The following is an 18479-nucleotide window of genomic DNA, read 5'->3' on the forward strand; positions in this document are numbered from 1 at the left end:
TAAGAGGCAGGAGGTAATTTTTTGTGAAGGAACAGAATGAAAACATAAATAACGATATATCGGATGAATTTGATCTGGAGGTTATGGAGAAGGAAGCAGAAGCTATGATGAAGCTGCGCTTTATCACGGAGGAGAATGCAGAATTTGCACCGACAGAGGGAGGCTTTGTTTCTTTAAGGATGGGAGAAGAATTTTATCATAGAATACAGGTATACTATACCTTTCCATTAACACATAACACCAGCTACATTTCTATCAGAGAACCCGATGAAAAGGCAAAGGAAATCGGTATTATAAAGGATTTGAGTAAAGATGTGTCCCAGCGGACCAGAGAGCTGCTTATGAGTCAGCTGCGTCTGCGGTATTTTACTCCCTTGATAGAGAAAATCAACAATATCAGGGATGAATACGGCTTTGCATATTTTGATGTTGTTACCAATCAGGGACATTGCCGCTTTACCATACATATGGGAGGTGGTTCTGTAGTTCATCTGACGGATACCAGATTGATAATAACGGATCTCGACGGTAACCGTTTCGAAATACCGGATACAGGAAGACTGTCTGCGAAGGAGTTAAAGAAACTGGATCTGTTTTTATAAGGCAGGCAGAAATGAGGTAAAACTTATGGAGTTAAATTTTCGGTTAGCCGGGAAAGTAAAGGATGTTTTACAACTAAAGACCGGTGAAGATATTAAATATAGTGTACCCTATGACATTGATGAGGAGGGAAGACTGACAGAGGACGGGTATATCATTGTAACAAATCTGAGACTTTTCGTTACCAAAGGAACAGAGATAACCTACCAGAATAAGCTTTCAGCTCTTGAGAAAATCAAATGTGAGCCTATGGTAAACAACGGACTGCTGATAGTCAAGGAATATGCACAGGATTATGAGAAATATCTTGCCCGCTTTACCATGCATCATATGGTCAGAATATCCCTGGCAGCTAAAGGAATTGAGCGGTTACTGGAGCATAATGAGAAAGAAATAAGAAGTAATGAAAGGGAGAAAACCTGTCTGAAGTGCGGAAGAGCCTTACCCGGTACCAGAATATGCCCTAACTGTGACGGTAAACAGGTTACGGCAGGAAAGTTCTGGGGATTGATTAAGTATTACAAGCTCCAGCTGGCTTTCATGGCATTGGTTGCAATCCTGTCTTCTGCCTTGAGCTTATACATACCGCAATTTCAGAAACCTTTCATTGATAATATATTGGTTACCAAAAATGGAACCTCGAAAGATATCCTATCCTTCTTTTCAATCATGCTTTTCTTTACAGTGGTTCAGATATTGGTTCAGGTCGTAAAGAACTGGTGGTTTGTATATCTGGGGGCCAGAATCAGTATGGATATCAGGGCAAGAATGTATGAGAAGATACAGGAGCTGACCCTTTCCTTTATTCTGGATAAAAGACCAGGAGAATTAATGAACCGGGTAGCACAGGATACCAGAAAGATACAGCGCTTTATGCAGGAGTGCTTTGGCCATATGTTTTCCTGTCTGATAACCATGACGGGAGCCATTGGCATCATGTTGGCACTGGACGTGAAGATGACTTTTGTTTCGGTTGTCTTTCTGCCCCTTGTCTGTTTTATATCAGGAGCTTTTCGAAAGAATATACACAGAAGATTCCACCTCCAGTGGGTGAAGAGTGATAAACTTAATAGCTCCCTTCAGGATGTAATATCCGGAATCCGCGTGGTGAAATCCTTCGGAAAGGAAAAGGAGGAATCTGAGAAATTTAATCATCTGACAGAGGAATATGCAGCAGTTCAGAGCAGAAATGAAGTGTTTTGGGCGAGCCTTTACCCGGTACTGACATTTATTATGAGCATGGGAATTTATTTTGTGCTGTATTTTGGAGGGATAAAGGTATTAGAGGGTAACATGACAGTGGGAACCCTGATGCAGTTTAATGCCTATGCCTGGATACTATACGGTCCCTTAGGCTGGATGACCCATCTTCCAAGAATGATTACGGAAATGGTTACCAGTCTTGAACGAATTTATGATGTACTGGATGAAGAACCGCTGATTCTTAACAAAGCAGATGCAGTTCAGCATAGTATATCCGGTGAGATAGAATTTAAAAATGTCAGCTTTGGCTATAAATCCTATGAACCGGTACTTAAAAATATAGACCTCCGTATTAAGAAAGGAGAATATATTGGCCTGGTAGGTGCCTCTGGCACTGGTAAGTCCACTTTGATAAACCTGATTATGCACCTTTATGAAGCGGATGACGGAGATATCCTGATAGACGGCCGTAACATCAAGGAATTAGATCTGGAGCATTACCATTCCCAGCTTGGAGTTGTTCTGCAGGAGACCTTTCTCTTCTCAGGCTCTATTCTGAATAATATACGCTTTGCCAAGCCGGAGGCATCCATGGAAGAGATCATACAAGCGGCCAAGGCTGCCAATGCCCATGATTTTATCTGCAAGACACCTGACGGCTATAATACCTATGTAGGGGAACATGGATACAACCTGTCCGGCGGTGAACGGCAGAGGATTGCAATTGCAAGAGCAATCTTAAACAATCCGGGTATCCTGATACTGGATGAAGCAACCTCCAGCCTTGATACGGAAAGCGAATACCTGATACAGAAAGCCTTGGAAAATCTGTCAGCAGGACGAACAACCCTGGCAATCGCCCATCGTCTGTCAACCCTGAGAAGGGCGGACAGACTGATAGTCATAGACGGACACCATATAGCAGAGACAGGAAGTCATAATGAATTAATGGAAAGACGAGGGATTTATTACAACCTGGTAACAGCGCAGCTGCAAATGCAGAGGCTTAAGGAGCAAAAAGCATAGAATTGACATACTTAAACCGCAGAAGACATAGTGTTTCTGCGGTTTTTCTTACCCTTTGACATAAGAAGCCTATAAATAAATTGCTGCTTAAAACAAAAGGTAATAATTATAACTCTTCTGACTTTTGAAATGCATTTAACAATTAAAATAACGCAATAAATGCTTGGTATTTCGCAATATATAATAAGCGGGAATGCATACAGATAATTATAATTGTACTATACCATAGGGTATCCATGCATCAAAGAAATCATAATTGAATAAAGAATCTTAAGGTGTGTCTGAATGGTGCTTGTACTGTACTCAGTGACTGAGAGGTACATTTCATTCAGATATACCCTTGCATCATGTGCGGAAACGGAGGAAGTATGAAAGTAAGTAAGAACAGAGAAAAAACAGAAGAATATAGAAAAAGGGCAAAAGAACTTGTAAGCAGGATGACCTTGGAGGAGAAGGTATTTCAAATGCTGCATTCTGCTCCTGCCATTGAAAGACTTAATGTAAAGGCTTACAACTGGTGGAATGAAGGGCTCCACGGTGTTGCAAGAGCCGGTGTAGCAACAGTTTTTCCCCAGGCAATCGGCCTTGCAGCAACCTTTGATGAAGAGCTGCTTGAAGAGATAGCGGATGCTGTATCCACGGAAGCCAGAGGGAAATTTGCCATGCAGCAGGAGTTTCAGGATACGGATATTTATAAAGGACTGACTTTTTGGTCACCGAATGTTAATATATTCCGTGATCCCAGATGGGGCAGAGGTCATGAGACTTTTGGAGAAGACCCCTATCTTACCTCAAGACTTGGCGTTCGATTTATAAACGGACTTCAGGGGGAGGATGAAAATTTCCTAAAGACTGCTGCCTGTGCCAAACATTTTGCGGTACATTCAGGTCCTGAGTCTTTAAGACATGAATTTAATGCAACAGTTTCTGAGAAGGATATGTACGAGACCTACCTGCCTGCTTTTGAAGCCTGCGTGAAGGAAGCAGGAGTGGAAGCGGTTATGGGGGCTTATAACCGGACCAATGGAGAACCCTGCTGCGGCAGTGAATATTTGTTAAAGAAAATATTAAGAGAGAAATGGGGCTTTGAAGGCCATGTGGTCTCTGACTGCTGGGCAATCAAAGATTTCCATGAGAATCATAGAGTCACTTCCGGACCGGTAGAATCTGTAGCACTGGCCGTAAGACAGGGGTGTGATTTAAATTGCGGTAATATGTTCGTACACCTGCTTCAGGCAGTGGAGAAAGGGCTGGTAAGTGAGGAGGAGATCGATCAGGCGGTTACCAGACTGTTTACTACCAGAATAAAACTGGGATTATTTGAAGAAAAGGATAAAATGCCCTATGCGGATATTACCTATCAACAGGTGGACTCTGCAGAGATGAAGGCGCTCAATGAGAAGGCAGCGAAGGAATGTCTTGTTCTGCTTAAGAACGAGAATCATATACTTCCCCTTAAGAAGGCTGATATCAAATCCATCGGTGTCATTGGACCCAATGCAGACAGCCGCAAAGCACTGGTAGGAAATTATGAAGGAACTGCCTCCAGATATATTACAGTATTGGAGGGCTTGCAGGATTATCTGAAAGATGAGGTAAGAGTATACTATTCAGAGGGCTGCCATCTTTATGAGGACAGAAAGAGTAAGCTTGGAATGGCGAATGACAGACTTGCGGAGGTTAAGGGCGTATGCAGGGAAAGTGATGTGGTGATTGCCTGCCTTGGACTTGATGCGGATCTGGAGGGAGAAGAAGGCGATACCGGAAATCAGTTTGCCAGCGGTGATAAGCCTGATTTGAATCTTCCGGGATTACAGCAGGAAATTCTTGAAACCATCTACAATAGCGGTAAACCGGTAATTCTTGTCCTGCTAAGTGGAAGTGCCCTGGCTGTAACCTGGGCAGATGAACATGCTGCTGCGGTTCTTCAAGGCTGGTATCCTGGTGCCAGGGGAGGAAAAGCAATAGCAGAAGCAATTTTTGGTGAGTATTCACCGGAAGGAAAGCTCCCTGTTACCTTCTACAAAACTTCAGAGGAACTTCCGGAATTTACGGATTATGCAATGAATAACCGGACCTATAGATATATGAAGCAGGAGGCCTTATATCCCTTTGGCTACGGACTCTCCTACACGAAGTTCTCTATTGATGCTGTGGTGACAGATACCTTAAACATTACAGATAAAGGTGTAAAAGTATCTGTGAACATAACCAATACGGGAGAGTACTATGGCGGTGAAACAGTACAGCTATACATAAAGGCAGAGAGAGCAGATACCCCGAATCCCCAGTTGAAAGCCTTTCAGAAGGTACATCTAAACTCCGGTGAAAAAGCAGAGCTGCAGTTTGAATTAGCTGCCGAAGCTTTTGCATTATATGATGAGAAGGGAGTTAAGCGGCTGGAACCCGGAAAGTATACAGTTTACATAGGGACCTCTCAGCCGGATACACGAAGCATCGCTTTGACCGGAACAAGTCCTAAAGCTGTAAGCCTGGAAGCAGTGAAGGAAATAATCTGGTAAGAGCAGCCTGTCAGTCAGTTTTCAGAGAAAAATTAAGAAGCAGGGAAGAAACCAAGTTGGTAAAGGGAAGGAGCATTACAATGAATTACGAAATGGGCTGGCTTAGCTACCATAGCTGTAAGGCAGAGGAATTACCAAAGTATATGGGGCAGCTTTATTACACCGAAGAGGATACAGTTCTTTTAAGTGCAATAGAGGAGTTGAAAGTGGCGGCAAAAGGCATGTTTGACTGTGTGCTTGAAGAAATTCAAGTAAAGGAGAATTCCTTTTCCGTTAAAAATGGTATCTTTCTTAAGGTGGAGAAAGGGACGAAAATCTCCGGGGAAGGATATCGTATAACCGGAACAGACAGCTTCGTACTCATTGAAGGAAGTACTTCAAGAGGTGTATTGTACGGTACCTATGCTTTCCTGAGAAGATTAAATAGGAGCCTGGACCTTTCAGGTTATACAGAAGAAAAAAGCCCTGATAATCCCCTTCGTATGTTAAACCATTGGGATAATATGGACGGCAGTATAGAAAGAGGTTATTCGGGAGAGTCCTTCTTTTTTCAGAATAATGAAATTCTGATTGACAGCCGTACAAAAGACTATGCAAGGTTAGCTGCTTCTGTCGGAATTAACGGAGTAGTAATAAATAATGTAAATGTCAAGGGAGCAGCAACCTGGCTGATAACTGACCGTTATTTTGATAAGTTGAAAAGTATGCAGGATATTTTTAAGAGCTATGGTATTAAATTATTCCTTAGTCTGAACTTTGCAGCACCAATGGAACTGGGAGAATTAAATACTGCGGATCCTTTATCCGAAGAAGTTAAGGACTGGTGGCAGGACAGAATACAGAAGGTCTATGACAGATTACCGGACCTTGGAGGTTTTCTGATAAAAGCGGATTCAGAAGGCAGACCCGGACCCTTTACCTATAAGCGAACCCACAGTGAGGGAGCAAATATGCTGGCAGCAGCTATTAAGCCTTATGGCGGGCTTATAATCTGGCGGTGTTTTGTCTATAACTGCATGCAGGACTGGCGGGATAAAAAGACCGACAGGGCCAGAGCCGGTTATGATAATTTTAAGCCACTGGACGGAAGCTTCAGTGAGAATGTAATTCTTCAGATTAAGAACGGACCGATGGATTTTCAGGTAAGAGAACCTGTAAATTCATTGTTTGGTGCAATGGAACAGACCAATCAGATGCTGGAGGTTCAAATAGCGCAAGAGTATACAGGTCAGCAGAGGCATGTATGTTATCTGATACCAGCTTTTAAGGAAATCCTGGAGTTTCATACCGGTTATGGTGATAAAGATACTGTAGGAGAGATCATTAGCGGAACAGCTTCGGGCAGCAGAAATTGTGGCATTACAGCCGTTGTAAATACCGGTAATGACAGTAACTGGACAGGACATGACCTTGCAGCTGCCAATTTTTATGGTTTTGGAAGACTTGCTTTCGACAGGAAGCTGTCTGCAAAGGAGATTGGAGAAGAATGGATACGTGCCACCTTTGGTGGGGAGAAGAAAGTGGTGGATACCATTTTGGAAATATTGATGATGTCCTGGCCGGCCTATGAAAAATATACCTCTCCCCTTGGTATTGGCTGGATGGTCAATCCAAACCATCACTTTGGACCGAATGTTGACGGTTACGAGTATGACCGCTGGGGAACCTATCACAGAGCAGACCGGTTTGGCCTGGGAGTTGACAGGAGCAGTAAAGGAACCGGCTATGCAACGACCTACAGCGAGTCCAATGCTTTATTATATGAAACTGCAGAAACCTGCCCCGAAGAACTGCTGCTGTTCTTTCATTATATTGAATACAACTACTGTCTGAAAAGCGGAAAAACCCTGATACAGCATATTTATGATACGCACTTTGAGGGGGCCAAAGAGGCAGAGCAAATGGCAGCTATGTGGGAAGAATTAACAGATTATGTTCCGGAGGAAATATATAAAAGGGTTAAGGAACGTCTGGAATTTCAAAAGAATCATGCCCTGGAATGGAGAGATGTTATCTGTTCTTATTTTTACCGTAAGTCGGGTATTCCGGATATAATGGAACGTGAGATTTATTAAAGGAGGAAGAGCTGTGAATCAGATCAGAGAACTTAGACTGCCAAGGCTTATCAGTGATGGCATGGTACTTAACCGTAATGGCATAGCGAATATCTGGGGGTATGCAATACCCGGAGATACCATCTGCATTCATTTTCTGGAAAAGGTAAGCGAAACCAAGGCCAGTGAAGACGGCAAATGGAAAGTATCTTTTCTGAATCTTCCGCCTGGGGGCCCTCATACCATGAAGATATCCGCAAAAACCAGCGGAGAAATCGAATTGAAGGATATCCTCATAGGAGATGTATTCTTAAGTTCCGGACAGTCAAATATGGAAGTGCCAATGGAACGGGTAAAGGATTTATATCCCGAGGAAATGATAAATTGCAGGAATAATAATCTGAGGCTTTTTAAGGTGAAAGAAAAATACCATTTTCCTTATCCCTTACAAGACTTGGAATCCGGTACCTGGAAGAGTGCTGCTCCCTCTGATATTGCAGAATTCTCAGCTGTATCTTATTTCTTTGAGAAGTTTCTCTATGAAAGTACTTCAGTACCGGTAGGAGTAATCAATGCAAGCCTTGGCGGCTCTCCCATACAGGCCTGGCTGGGGGAAGAAGAGCTGAGTGAGTACCCTGCCTATATGGAGGAATTGAATGCCTACAAAGACGATCAGTTGATTGAAGCAGAGCTTGCAAGGAATATAAAGCAGTCAGAGGAATGGTATCAGGCACTGGAGAAAGCAGATAAAGGCTTAAATGAAAATATCCCTTGGTATGCGGAAGTTGTCAGGGCGGATGGCTGGAGTGAAATTGAACTGCCAGGCTTCTTTCAGGAGGCTGGAATTTTGGACTTTACCGGAAGTATCTGGTTCCGAAAAACAATAACACTTTCAGAGACCATGGCAGGAAGAAGTGCCTCCCTGTGGCTTGGTACGATTGTTGACAGTGACACGGTCTATGTTAACGGTGTTTATATAGGAGGAACTCCCTACCAGTATCCGCCAAGGAAGTATCAGATTCCGGAAGGAGTTTTAAAAGCAGGCGATAATGTAATTGCGGTACGTGTAATCTGCGATAATGGTAAAGGCAGATTTACCCCCGGTAAGATCTACAGGCTTTTTCCGGAGAAGGAATACACTATTACAGAGAAAAAAAGCAGATTGGAAGAAAGCATCAAGTTAAAGAAATACATCAATTTAGAGAAAAGAAGCAGAACGGAAGAAAACATCAATATTGAGAGAAGCACCTTTCTAAAGGAAAGTAATTGTCTAGAGGAAAGCAATAAGATTGGGGAAAGCAATAGTTTAGAGAAAAGCAGCAGGATAGGGGAAAGCAACTGTTTAGGGGAAAACATCAGCTTAGAAGGAAGCATAATCCGGGAGGAAAGCATCAGCTTAGAAGGAAACTGGTATTATAAAATTGGAGCAAAGTGCGCCAATAAGCCGGCTGCCAATTTTATCAGCTGGAAACCCGCCGGTTTATACAATGGTATGATAAATCCCTGTCATGAATACTCCTTATCAGGTGTATTGTGGTATCAGGGGGAATCAAATACCGGTAACCCTTCCGGTTATTCAGAGCTATCTCAGAAACTTATTACCTCCTGGAGAAGAAAATGGCAGCAGGAGAACCTGCCTTTCCTATATGTACAGCTTCCCAATTTTGAAATTGATATAGCAGAAGGTGACGAAGGCTGGCCGGCTTTAAGAGAGGAACAACGGAGTGTACTTTCTCTTCCGGGAACGGCTATGGTTGTTGCCATTGACTTAGGAGAAGCTAACGATCTCCATCCCCTTCGCAAAAAGGACATTGGATACCGTCTGTCACTGGCAGCCAGATTTCTTGTTTTAAAGGAGCAGCTTGAGTATTCGGGACCAATCCTTAAAACAGCGGAAACAGTAATTGATACAGAGGATAATAAAATAATTCTAACCTTTTCCCATACCGGAGAAGGACTTGTTTCAGGGGATGGCAGTAAACATCCCGGGAATTTTCAGATTGTGGATGAAGATGGCTGCATTACAAGAGCTGAGGCAGTAATACAGGAAGAGTCAGTAATTCTTTCATATAATGCTTCGGTAAACCCCCAATATATAAGGTATGCATATACCAATAGTCCCAAAGAAGAGCTGCTTTATAATTTGCATAATTTACCGGCTTCTCCCTTTGTGATATGTTTGAATTAAGTGGACTTGTCACCCATAAATCGGGTTTAAATGATTCCATCTATAAAAATTCCCTCTATAGAACTTAACTTCAATATATGCAAAAAACAGAAGAACGAATGCGCCTATGGAAAGGTATTAGAAGTCCTTTTTTCTGAATATTTTATGCTATCTTATCAAACAGATTGTTTGAGTGAAGCGAGTTATCTGTTTGATAAGATGTCCAGCATAAAATATTCAGAAAATTAGGAATTCTTATACCTTGGAATGAAGCATGAGTGCTTCTGTTTTTTTGCAATTTTCCGTCCGTATGATGAGAAAAGAGAACTTTTGACTCTCCAGTATAATACTAAAAGGATCTGTGGGACTAAGTGCCTATGTATTTTTTTTATAAACTTTTTTGCGGGAAAAGAGAAAATTAATTTCAGCAAATAACCTTGAAAGTGTTTGACATAATCCTGTCCAACCTGTATATAATGTAATACAAGCTTGTTAGGGTGTGTCGGAAGTTCTTGCACCGTTCCGAACGCTTTCGTAAGCGGCATATCCGCGCCAAATCCAAGACAAGCAGGACAGGAAAAGGGGCAAACATGAAAAAGAAACTGTGGCTGTTGGGCATCTGTATAGCTGCCATATTAATTATATTTGTAGGAAATGTTATCAGACAGTTAAAGGAAAGCAATGACACAGAGAAAGTTAATACACCTGCAAGAGCCGGAGAAATTATAAAAACAGCAGAAGCTCAAAGACTGCTGGCTTCTCTGGGCGTAAAGACAGAAGAGGCTGATACAGACCAGGAGAATGAGCTGACCTTCAAAGAAGCACGCAGTTACCTGGCACTGATTACGGAAACCCTTAACCTTACCGAAAAGGACATAACGGATAAATTAACTTACTCCCTCTCAGACCTTCAGGATGGGAAAAAGATGAGAGTTTCGGAATTCCTTGGTTTCTATCAGGCAGTACTGGATAGTATAGAAGCAGAGGAGCTTCCGGTAACAGAAAAAGAAGTATACATATTAGGCAGCAGGGAAGAAAATGATTCGGAAGTTATTATTACTGACGCAGGAGAATTTAATCTAAAAAATGCAGTTAGCTATGAAGAATATTATAAAGCCGGTAAATTAACAGACGTTGAGGATACTATAACCGGGGGCAGTGAAGGGGAAACCGGACATAAGCTGCCGGCAACAAAAACGGTAAGAGCTTCAGACTATACGGATATGGCAGTAACTGTACTTATTAAGGGAAAGGATATTATCTATATTAAAGAAACTTCTGATAAAGAATGGGTTCTCTCCAATCTCTGGATCATAAGCGGTAAAGACAATAAAATAAGTACCTATGTAAACGGCTTTACGAAAGATTTTCTGACAGAATATCCGCTATCGGAGGAAATCGAAAACACGATCAGTAATGTTACCGTAAAAAATAAAAAGATTATCAGAATAACCATGAAACCTGATACCATCAAAGGAAAAGTGCTTTCTGCGGGTAAAAACAGCATTGAGATCCAGGGATATGGCAAAGTTCCTTTAGAAGATGGCTATAAGATATATAAAATCTATGGAGATCTATCCATGGAGGTTACAAACAGTATTCTGGTGGGATACAGCACCACAGATTTTGTTGTGGCGGATGGAAAAATAGCAGCAGCCCTCATTACAGAACCAATCAGGGCTGAAAATATACGTGTTCTTATTAAGACGGATAATTTTAACGGTATATTCCATGACCAGGTGGTGCTTACAGCCAACAAAGATTTCACCGTAACGGCGGGCAAGACAGTAAAGAAACACAAAGCAGGGGATAAAGTAACTATTAAGACTACAAATAAACTTTTTAACGAAGGCAGGCTGCTCATAGAGACCCAGGGAGAAAACGGAAAGATAACTATCCTTTCTGTAAACAGATCCGGTGGGAATCCCAAATACAGAGGGAATATTGAGGTGGCAAAAGAAACGGACGGACTAACCATTGTAAATGAACTATCCATGGAAGAGTACCTTTATGCTGTAATACCCAGTGAAATGCCTACTTCCTACAATATGGAGGCACTAAAGGCTCAGGCAGTCTGTGCCAGAAGTTATGCCTATAATCAGCTGATGGCAGGGGCTTTAAGTGAATACGGGGCCCAGGTGGATGACAGTGTCAGCTATCAGGTATACAATAACCTTCCGGAAAATGAACAGTCCATTCTGGCAGTGAAGGATACCTACGGTAAGGTTATAAAATATGATGCTAAAGTAATAGATGCTTATTATTTCTCTACCTCCTGGGGACATACAGCTTCGTTAAAGGAAGTATGGGGCAGTGATGTAGCGGCACCTTATTTAACAGGAAAAGCCCAGGCAGTTTATGACCTGGTAGATCAAAAGACGGTATATGCAGCTTCATTCCATCCGGAGGATATTGACTACTCGGATGAAACTGCATTTCGAAGCTTCCTGGAAAAGCCTGAATATGATACCTATGACAGTGAATTTCCCTGGTATCGCTGGAAGGTAACCATGACCAAAGACGAACTGACAAAGACCATTAATCAGAGCCTTAGCAGCCGTTACAAAGCTAATCCCGGATATATTCTGACTCTGACCGGAGGTACCCTGTCAGGGAATCCGATTTTTGAAAGCAGGGATATCAGCACCATCGGGGAGCTTACAGATATAAAAATAGCCGCCAGAGAAACCAGCGGCGTAGTATCAAAAATATACCTGGTAGGAACCAAAGCAACGGTTTCCGTTCAGAGCGAATATAATATAAGAAGCCTTTTATCGCCTATCACCTCTAAGATAATCAGGGCAGACGATAGTTCTGTCAGCGCCTTGAAGCTGCTGCCCAGTGCCTATATCTGCTTTAACAAAGGAGAGGATAAGATCACCATAAAAGGCGGTGGTTACGGACATGGAGTAGGAATGAGTCAGAATGGTGCGAAGGCAATGGCCGATTCCGGCAAGACCTTTGACCTTATTCTAAAGCACTTTTATACCGGTACAGAGATTGGATTTATTTATTGATTATTTGCTTGGAATCCCATCATTGCTGTCCTCTTCTTCCTCTCCCTGTTCCTGGATATAAAGCTTATCAATGGCTTTCCTGTCCTTTGCTTTTAAGGTTTTCCTGTGCTTAAAGAGGTATTTCATATAAAATACCAGGTCACCGGAGGACAGTACCACATTGATCTCGCCGCCGATAAAGAGGATATGCATGATGAAATAGAACCATAGCATAAACAGCACGATAGCAGTAAGGCTACCGTAGGTACGGGAATAGTTACTCATGTTATCGATATAATAGGAATACAGGTAAGAAAAGCCCATCCAGCCGGCAGCGGCGATAAGTGCTCCTGGAAATTCACGGTATAATTTGGTAGTCCGGTTGGGTATGGCTATATAGACCATGAGAAAGAAACAGGTAAGAATAAGCAGGCCTGCAATGGTACGGATGCTTATAATAACCAGCGCTAAATGGGTGAGCACAGGTATTTTTTGTATAATCCAGTCATAAAGCTGATTACCGAATACCAAAATAAAAATAGTAACAATTAAAATTATCGTAAAAACCAGAGTATAGAAGGCAGATATAAGCCGCAGTTTAAAATTATTGCGGCTTTCTCTTATTCCATAAACTGCGTTCAGACCTTTCACAATACCAAGAATTCCTCTGGAAGCAGCCCAGAGAGCAGAAATAGCGGCCGTAACGGAAATTAATGTACCGGAATCATTGTGGTAGATTTCTTTTATAACGCCGATAACCATTTCGTCTATACTGTCAGGAAAGAACTGATCAATTACTGTAAGAAGTACCTTCTGGTCAATGGACAGATATTGAATCAAAGTCAGAAACAGCATAAAAAAAGGGAAAAAAGAGATAATTACAAAAAAAGCTGCCTGAGCAGAGAAAGCTGCAATGTTATCTTCTTTCACTTTACGCCCGAAAGCACGTATTATTTTATATATGGATATCAGTATATTCATCAGTGACCTCATTTCAAACACTGTAAAGAAAGTGTTGTATGTACATTTTATTATATGCCTATTCATCACAATTTATATTTGAATCAGATGGATTTCTAATAATTGCATTGCGTGACATAAAAATGCAAGCATTTCTTATCAGTGAAAGACAAATTATGAACAAGCCTGCAGCAGCCTGGGTTGACGGGCTGCTGTTAATATAGATGTATATTATAACATGACAAGTACAGGATGAAAAGCCAGAGAATGGAAGTTTTATCATAGACGGATTATTTTATGAAAATTACGTATATGAATTTTATTAATTATCAATACCTACTTTATTATAAGCTACAATGAAAACTACACTTGTAACGACAATCCAGATAAAAATCGTTACAAAGGGCAGAATTTCCTGAGAGGAGAGACTCAATCCGTAAAAAATCTTATTAAAGATAAGTGTCATATTGTAATTGGGTGTAAATACAGCGATTTTTCTGATATTTTCATTAAAGTCGGCCATCATTGGTATAAGGAGCAGTATTAACATAATCGGCATGCCGATAACGCTGGTAGACATTTGATTTTTTGAAAACATACCGATTAAGGCACCTATTATAATCATACTGATGATAACTAAAGTAGAGATTAGCAGAAACCAGGCTAAATACTTGACTTCCATACCGGAAATAAAAAATATGATAATGTTAGTAATTGTAGACAATATCAGAGTCAGGACAACTTTTCCAAAGAGGAACTCAAGAGCGGATACGCCTGAGAGTAATAAAGTTCTTAAGGTGTTCTTCTCTTTCTCTTCTGCAATCAGCATGGCGATCGTAAAACTGGAGCACATAATCAGGTTCATATTCAGGCAGAGCAGCATAACCATGAGTTTTGGCATACCATTCACATGGTCACTGCCATAGATGTAAGAATAGATAATACTGAACAAAATAGGCAGCATACACATTAACAGTACGTTTGTATTCTTTGTAAAGCTCTTAAATTCCTTTTTGGTTAGAGCCTTTATTCTTCTTAATGATAGTGTCATTATAATTCCCTCCCTGTGAGCATAAGAAATATTTGTTCTAAAGCAGGTTCTGTTGAATGGATGGAAACCAGTTTGTTATCATTCATCCATTCCATGATTTTCCTGCCTGTATCCGGTGTGTTCTTAAGAAGGAGTTTTTCAGAGCTTCCTTTTAAGATTACCTTAATTTCATCTGTTATATATTTAAGTTTCAACTCGGAAGGATTTCCAAGTTCAACGATTTCGCCATTGTTTAAGAAGGCAACTCTGTCGCACAGTTTATCAGCCTCTTCCATATTATGAGTGGTTAGGAAGATTGTAGTTCCTTCTTTGTTTAATAGTCTTAAGAGTTTATGAATTTCAAGTGCAGTTCCAGGGTCCAGAGCCGATGTAGGTTCATCCAGGAAGAGGAGCTTTGGTTTATGGATAACGGAACGAGCCAGCATTAATCTCTGCTTCATACCTTTTGAGAGTTTTCTGGCTTCTAATTTACTGCTTTCAGCGAGGCCAACCTTTTCAAGTATTTCATCAATATTCTTTTCGGGTATTCCATAGATATCCGTATAGAGTGCCAGATTATCCCATACGGTTAATCTTTCATATATCCCGCTGTTATCACTTAGGACACCGGTTTTATCAAAGATATGCTGTTTATTTGCATAAACCTCTTTTCCGAATACTTTAACACTTCCTGCGGAAGGAATGAGCTGAGAGGTAAGTAACTTTATAGTAGTAGTTTTTCCGGAACCGCTTGGTCCTAAGAAACCGAATATCTCTCCTTCCTTAACTTTAACATTTAATCCTGCTAAAGCTGTTTTCTCTTTAAAGTTTTTTCTGACATTTTCCATGTCGATGATGTAGTTCATACGTTTGTTGCTCCTTTCGTTGATCATGGCTGTATTATGCGGCAGATTTAAGGTTACTGCCACATATTTGGCCTGAAAGGAGCTGAAAAATCCCTGAAAGGAGCATATTTTAGAATGAAACCTGCATATTTTTCTCCCAGTGGAGCAGATTTAGAGCTTTAAAATACTCTTTAATTCCTCCAGCCTTCCTTTGGAGAGGGGGATGGAGCTCTTAAGTTTATCGTCCAGATTCAAGCTGAAGCTGTTTCTGGTCCAGGTAACCACTTCTCTGACTCTTTGGAGATTGACAAGATAGGAGCGGTGACTTCGAAAGAAACCGAAATATTTGAGTCTCTCTTCCAGCTCAGTTAAGGATAGGCCGCAGGGAAATTTTTCACCTCGTATATACAGGTAGCAGGAACCCTCTCCGCTTTCAACATAATCAATTTCCATTGGATCAAAGAGAAGAATCTTATCTTCGATTTTAGCTGGAATTTTTTCGATGGTATATGTATTTTTAACATCTTCTTGAATGATTTTGCTTTGAACGGAAACTTCATTGTTGTTAATTTCAGTACAGCCTTCCTCCTCAAGACGGTAGGCTTTATCCCCTACAAGTATAGCATCTTTTAAATGTACGGAAGTCAGAAGAAGGGCAGTATTATTGTCACAAAGTTTTCGGATATTTTCAATTATCAGACTGGCACCCTCATTATCCAGATTTAATATTGGTTCCTGAATGAGGAGAAGGGCAGGTTTTTTCAGCATTTCTCTTGCAAGGCTGACTCTTCTCTTTTGAGAATAGCTTAATTTCTTAATAACTTCTTTGCCGATATCTAGAATCGCCAGTTTTAACATAACAGCTTTATAATCTCCATTGTTTCTGTAAACTTCTGTGAAGAATTTCAGGTAACTTTCGATGGTCATCCCCTCATACAAAGCATCTTCTTTTAATATGACACCAACAGAGTTGGGATTCTTACGTATATAGTCCTGATAAGGCATATCCCCCAGTAAAATTTCACCTCTGGAGGGAAGTTCTTTGCCTAAGATCAACTGAAATAATAAATCACTTATTTCACTATTGCATTCCAGGCTTACGGAACTGCCAGGGTTTACTGTTATATTAAGCCCTTTGATGGATTGACTTTTATTTTCCTTATATAAATCTCTGATAAGCAGCATATTTAATTCCTTTCTGACTGACATATGTACTTTTTTATGTCTGGGATATTATAACATAAATCTATGGCATAAAAAAGTCTGTCGGCAGTCAAAGCTTTAGCAAACAGCAGAAAATATATACAAATAAAAAAGTTGGCTGATTTTCAGCAGAAGATTTAACCTCTTTTTCAACGGTATCAGCCTTGACAAGAGAAAATATTGTGCTAAAATGGTATACATATGTAAAAGGCAATGAAGGTGACAGGAGTATATCTCCTTACCGGATAATTGTTTTCTGTCAGAGAGAGGAAGTCACCGGCTGAAAGCTTCCTTCAGTTCAGATAATTATTTACTTTCACACCGGAGCTGTGTCCCAGAAGCTAAGTAGGGGATGACGTTGTAAGCACGTTACGCTTAGACTTGAGTGCCTGATGAGAGAATATAACCGTGAGTTATAATTTATCAGAAGGAATTAGGGTGGTACCGCGGAATGGTTCCAGTTTTAAGAAATGTCTTAGAATGTTGATACAGCTCCGTCCCTTTTGGGACGGAGCTTTTTTGTTGCGTAAGAGTAGTAATAATCATACTGGCTCCCATTGCAGGCTGTATCTGTTACAGATGTGGCACTGCCGCAGATCATGGTGTGAATGATGCATTTTGATAATTCACATAAACACCATGCATACCGCAGCTTAATAAGCTTTATTGATGGAAAGGAGAAAAAATGATGCAGGAAAAATTAAAAGCAATTGTAAATGACGCCCTTGAGAAAATGAAAGCAGCAGACCAGCTTGACACTCTGAATGATATAAAAGTAGCATATCTGGGTAAAAAAGGCGAACTGACAGAAATTCTAAAATCTATGAAGGAGGTATCTCCCGAAGACAGACCCAAAGTAGGTCAGCTGGTAAATGAAGCCAGAACCGTTCTGGAGGAGAAATTAGAGGAGGCGAAAAAGGGCTTTCTTGGTAAGATAAAAGAGGAACAGATCAAGAAGGAAACCATCGACGTTACTCTTCCTGCTAAAAGACCTCATATGGGACACCGCCATCCTAACAACATAGCTTTGGAAGAAGTAGAAAGAATTTTTGTAGGTATGGGTTATGAAGTGGTGGAAGGCCCGGAAGTTGAGTATGATTACTACAACTTCGAAGCACTTAATATTCCTGCCAACCATCCTGCCAAGGATGAGCAGGATACCTTCTATGTTAACAGCAATATTCTGTTAAGAACCCAGACTTCACCGGTTCAGGTAAGGGTTATGGAAGAGGGAAAGCTCCCTATTCGTATGATTGCACCGGGAAGAGTATTCCGTTCCGATGAAGTGGATGCCACTCATTCACCTTGCTTTAATCAGATTGAAGGACTTGTAATAGATAAGAATATCACTTTCGCAGATTTAAAGGGTACACTGGCTGAATTTGCAAAACAGCTTTTCGGTGAAGGCACAAAAGTTAAGTTCAGACCCCATCACTTTCCCTTTACTGAACCCAGTGCAGAGGTTGATGTAACCTGTTTTAAATGCGGCGGAGACGGCTGTCGTTTCTGTAAAGGCACCGGCTGGATTGAAATTCTTGGCTGTGGTATGGTTCATCCCAACGTACTTAAGATGAGCGGTATCGATCCGGAGGAATACACTGGTTTTGCTTTCGGTGTTGGCCTTGAGCGTATTACACTTCTAAAATATGAAATTGATGATATGAGACTCTTATACGAGAATGATATCCGATTTCTGAAGCAATTCTAGATGACTTAATATAAAGGCACTGCCAGGAAGGCAGTTGTTATAACAGGATAGAATTACTGGTAAGAGAATGGGATAGCAATTTTAACAGAATTAAGTCTATAAATTTCTATCAGATAGAAAGAACCTTTACATGATAAATAAAGACTTTATGTTTATGCAGAATAG

11 protein-coding genes are annotated in these 18479 nt (G+C 40.9%); 7 read left to right on the plus strand and 4 right to left on the minus strand.

What is annotated here, in order from left to right; all coding sequences use genetic code 11:
- Positions 1–23 precede the first annotated feature (23 nt).
- From BR73_RS0107625 to BR73_RS0107650, 6 genes are all read left to right on the plus strand, one after another.
- Entirely contained in the window at positions 24–602 is a 579-nt protein-coding gene (locus BR73_RS0107625; RefSeq protein ID WP_051685040.1) for a DUF1854 domain-containing protein, read from the plus strand.
- Between the two features lie 25 nt (positions 603–627).
- Positions 628–2829, plus strand: a complete 2202-nt coding sequence (locus BR73_RS0107630; RefSeq protein ID WP_033165054.1) for an ABC transporter ATP-binding protein — start codon at positions 628–630, stop codon at positions 2827–2829.
- A 368-nt stretch (positions 2830–3197) separates the two neighbouring features.
- Positions 3198–5351 carry a glycoside hydrolase family 3 C-terminal domain-containing protein gene (locus BR73_RS0107635; RefSeq protein ID WP_033167195.1) on the plus strand — a complete coding sequence of 718 codons (2154 nt, stop codon included), beginning with the start codon at positions 3198–3200 and terminating at the stop codon, positions 5349–5351.
- A gap of 80 nt (positions 5352–5431) precedes the next feature.
- A complete protein-coding gene (locus tag BR73_RS0107640; RefSeq protein WP_033165055.1) occupies positions 5432–7426 on the plus strand; it encodes an alpha-glucuronidase family glycosyl hydrolase in 1995 nt (664 codons plus the stop codon).
- Between the two features lie 13 nt (positions 7427–7439).
- Positions 7440–9593 carry a sialate O-acetylesterase gene (locus BR73_RS0107645; RefSeq protein ID WP_033165056.1) on the plus strand — a complete coding sequence of 718 codons (2154 nt, stop codon included), beginning with the start codon at positions 7440–7442 and terminating at the stop codon, positions 9591–9593.
- Positions 9594–10162: 569 nt separating this feature from the next.
- The gene (locus tag BR73_RS0107650; protein WP_033165057.1) at positions 10163–12589 is read left to right on the plus strand and encodes a SpoIID/LytB domain-containing protein; all 2427 of its coding nucleotides are present in this window, start codon (positions 10163–10165) and stop codon (positions 12587–12589) included.
- On the opposite strand, the gene BR73_RS0107655 is transcribed toward BR73_RS0107650, so the two are convergent.
- From BR73_RS0107655 to BR73_RS0107670, 4 genes are all read right to left on the minus strand, one after another.
- The gene (locus BR73_RS0107655; RefSeq protein WP_051685041.1) at positions 12590–13549 is read right to left on the minus strand and encodes a YihY/virulence factor BrkB family protein; all 960 of its coding nucleotides are present in this window, start codon (positions 13547–13549) and stop codon (positions 12590–12592) included.
- A gap of 301 nt (positions 13550–13850) precedes the next feature.
- Positions 13851–14579, minus strand: a complete 729-nt coding sequence (locus BR73_RS0107660; RefSeq protein ID WP_033165058.1) for an ABC transporter permease — start codon at positions 14577–14579, stop codon at positions 13851–13853.
- A complete protein-coding gene (locus tag BR73_RS0107665; protein ID WP_033165059.1) occupies positions 14579–15424 on the minus strand; it encodes an ABC transporter ATP-binding protein in 846 nt (281 codons plus the stop codon). Before BR73_RS0107665 ends, BR73_RS0107660 begins: the two co-directional genes overlap by 1 nt.
- Before the next feature lie 150 nt (positions 15425–15574).
- Positions 15575–16612, minus strand: coding sequence for a LytTR family transcriptional regulator DNA-binding domain-containing protein (locus BR73_RS0107670; RefSeq protein ID WP_242860637.1), 1038 nt, complete (start codon positions 16610–16612; stop codon positions 15575–15577).
- A 682-nt stretch (positions 16613–17294) separates the two neighbouring features.
- On the opposite strand from BR73_RS0107670, the gene pheS reads away from it, so the two are divergent.
- Positions 17295–18314 (plus strand): phenylalanine--tRNA ligase subunit alpha, encoded by a 1020-nt coding sequence (gene pheS, locus BR73_RS0107675; RefSeq protein ID WP_033165061.1) that lies wholly within the window; start codon positions 17295–17297, stop codon positions 18312–18314.
- The last annotated feature ends 165 nt before the right edge of the window (positions 18315–18479 follow it).

Origin of the sequence: Clostridium sp. KNHs205 (genome assembly GCF_000702945.1) — a bacterium.
GTDB lineage: Bacteria > Bacillota > Clostridia > Lachnospirales > Lachnospiraceae > Anaerocolumna.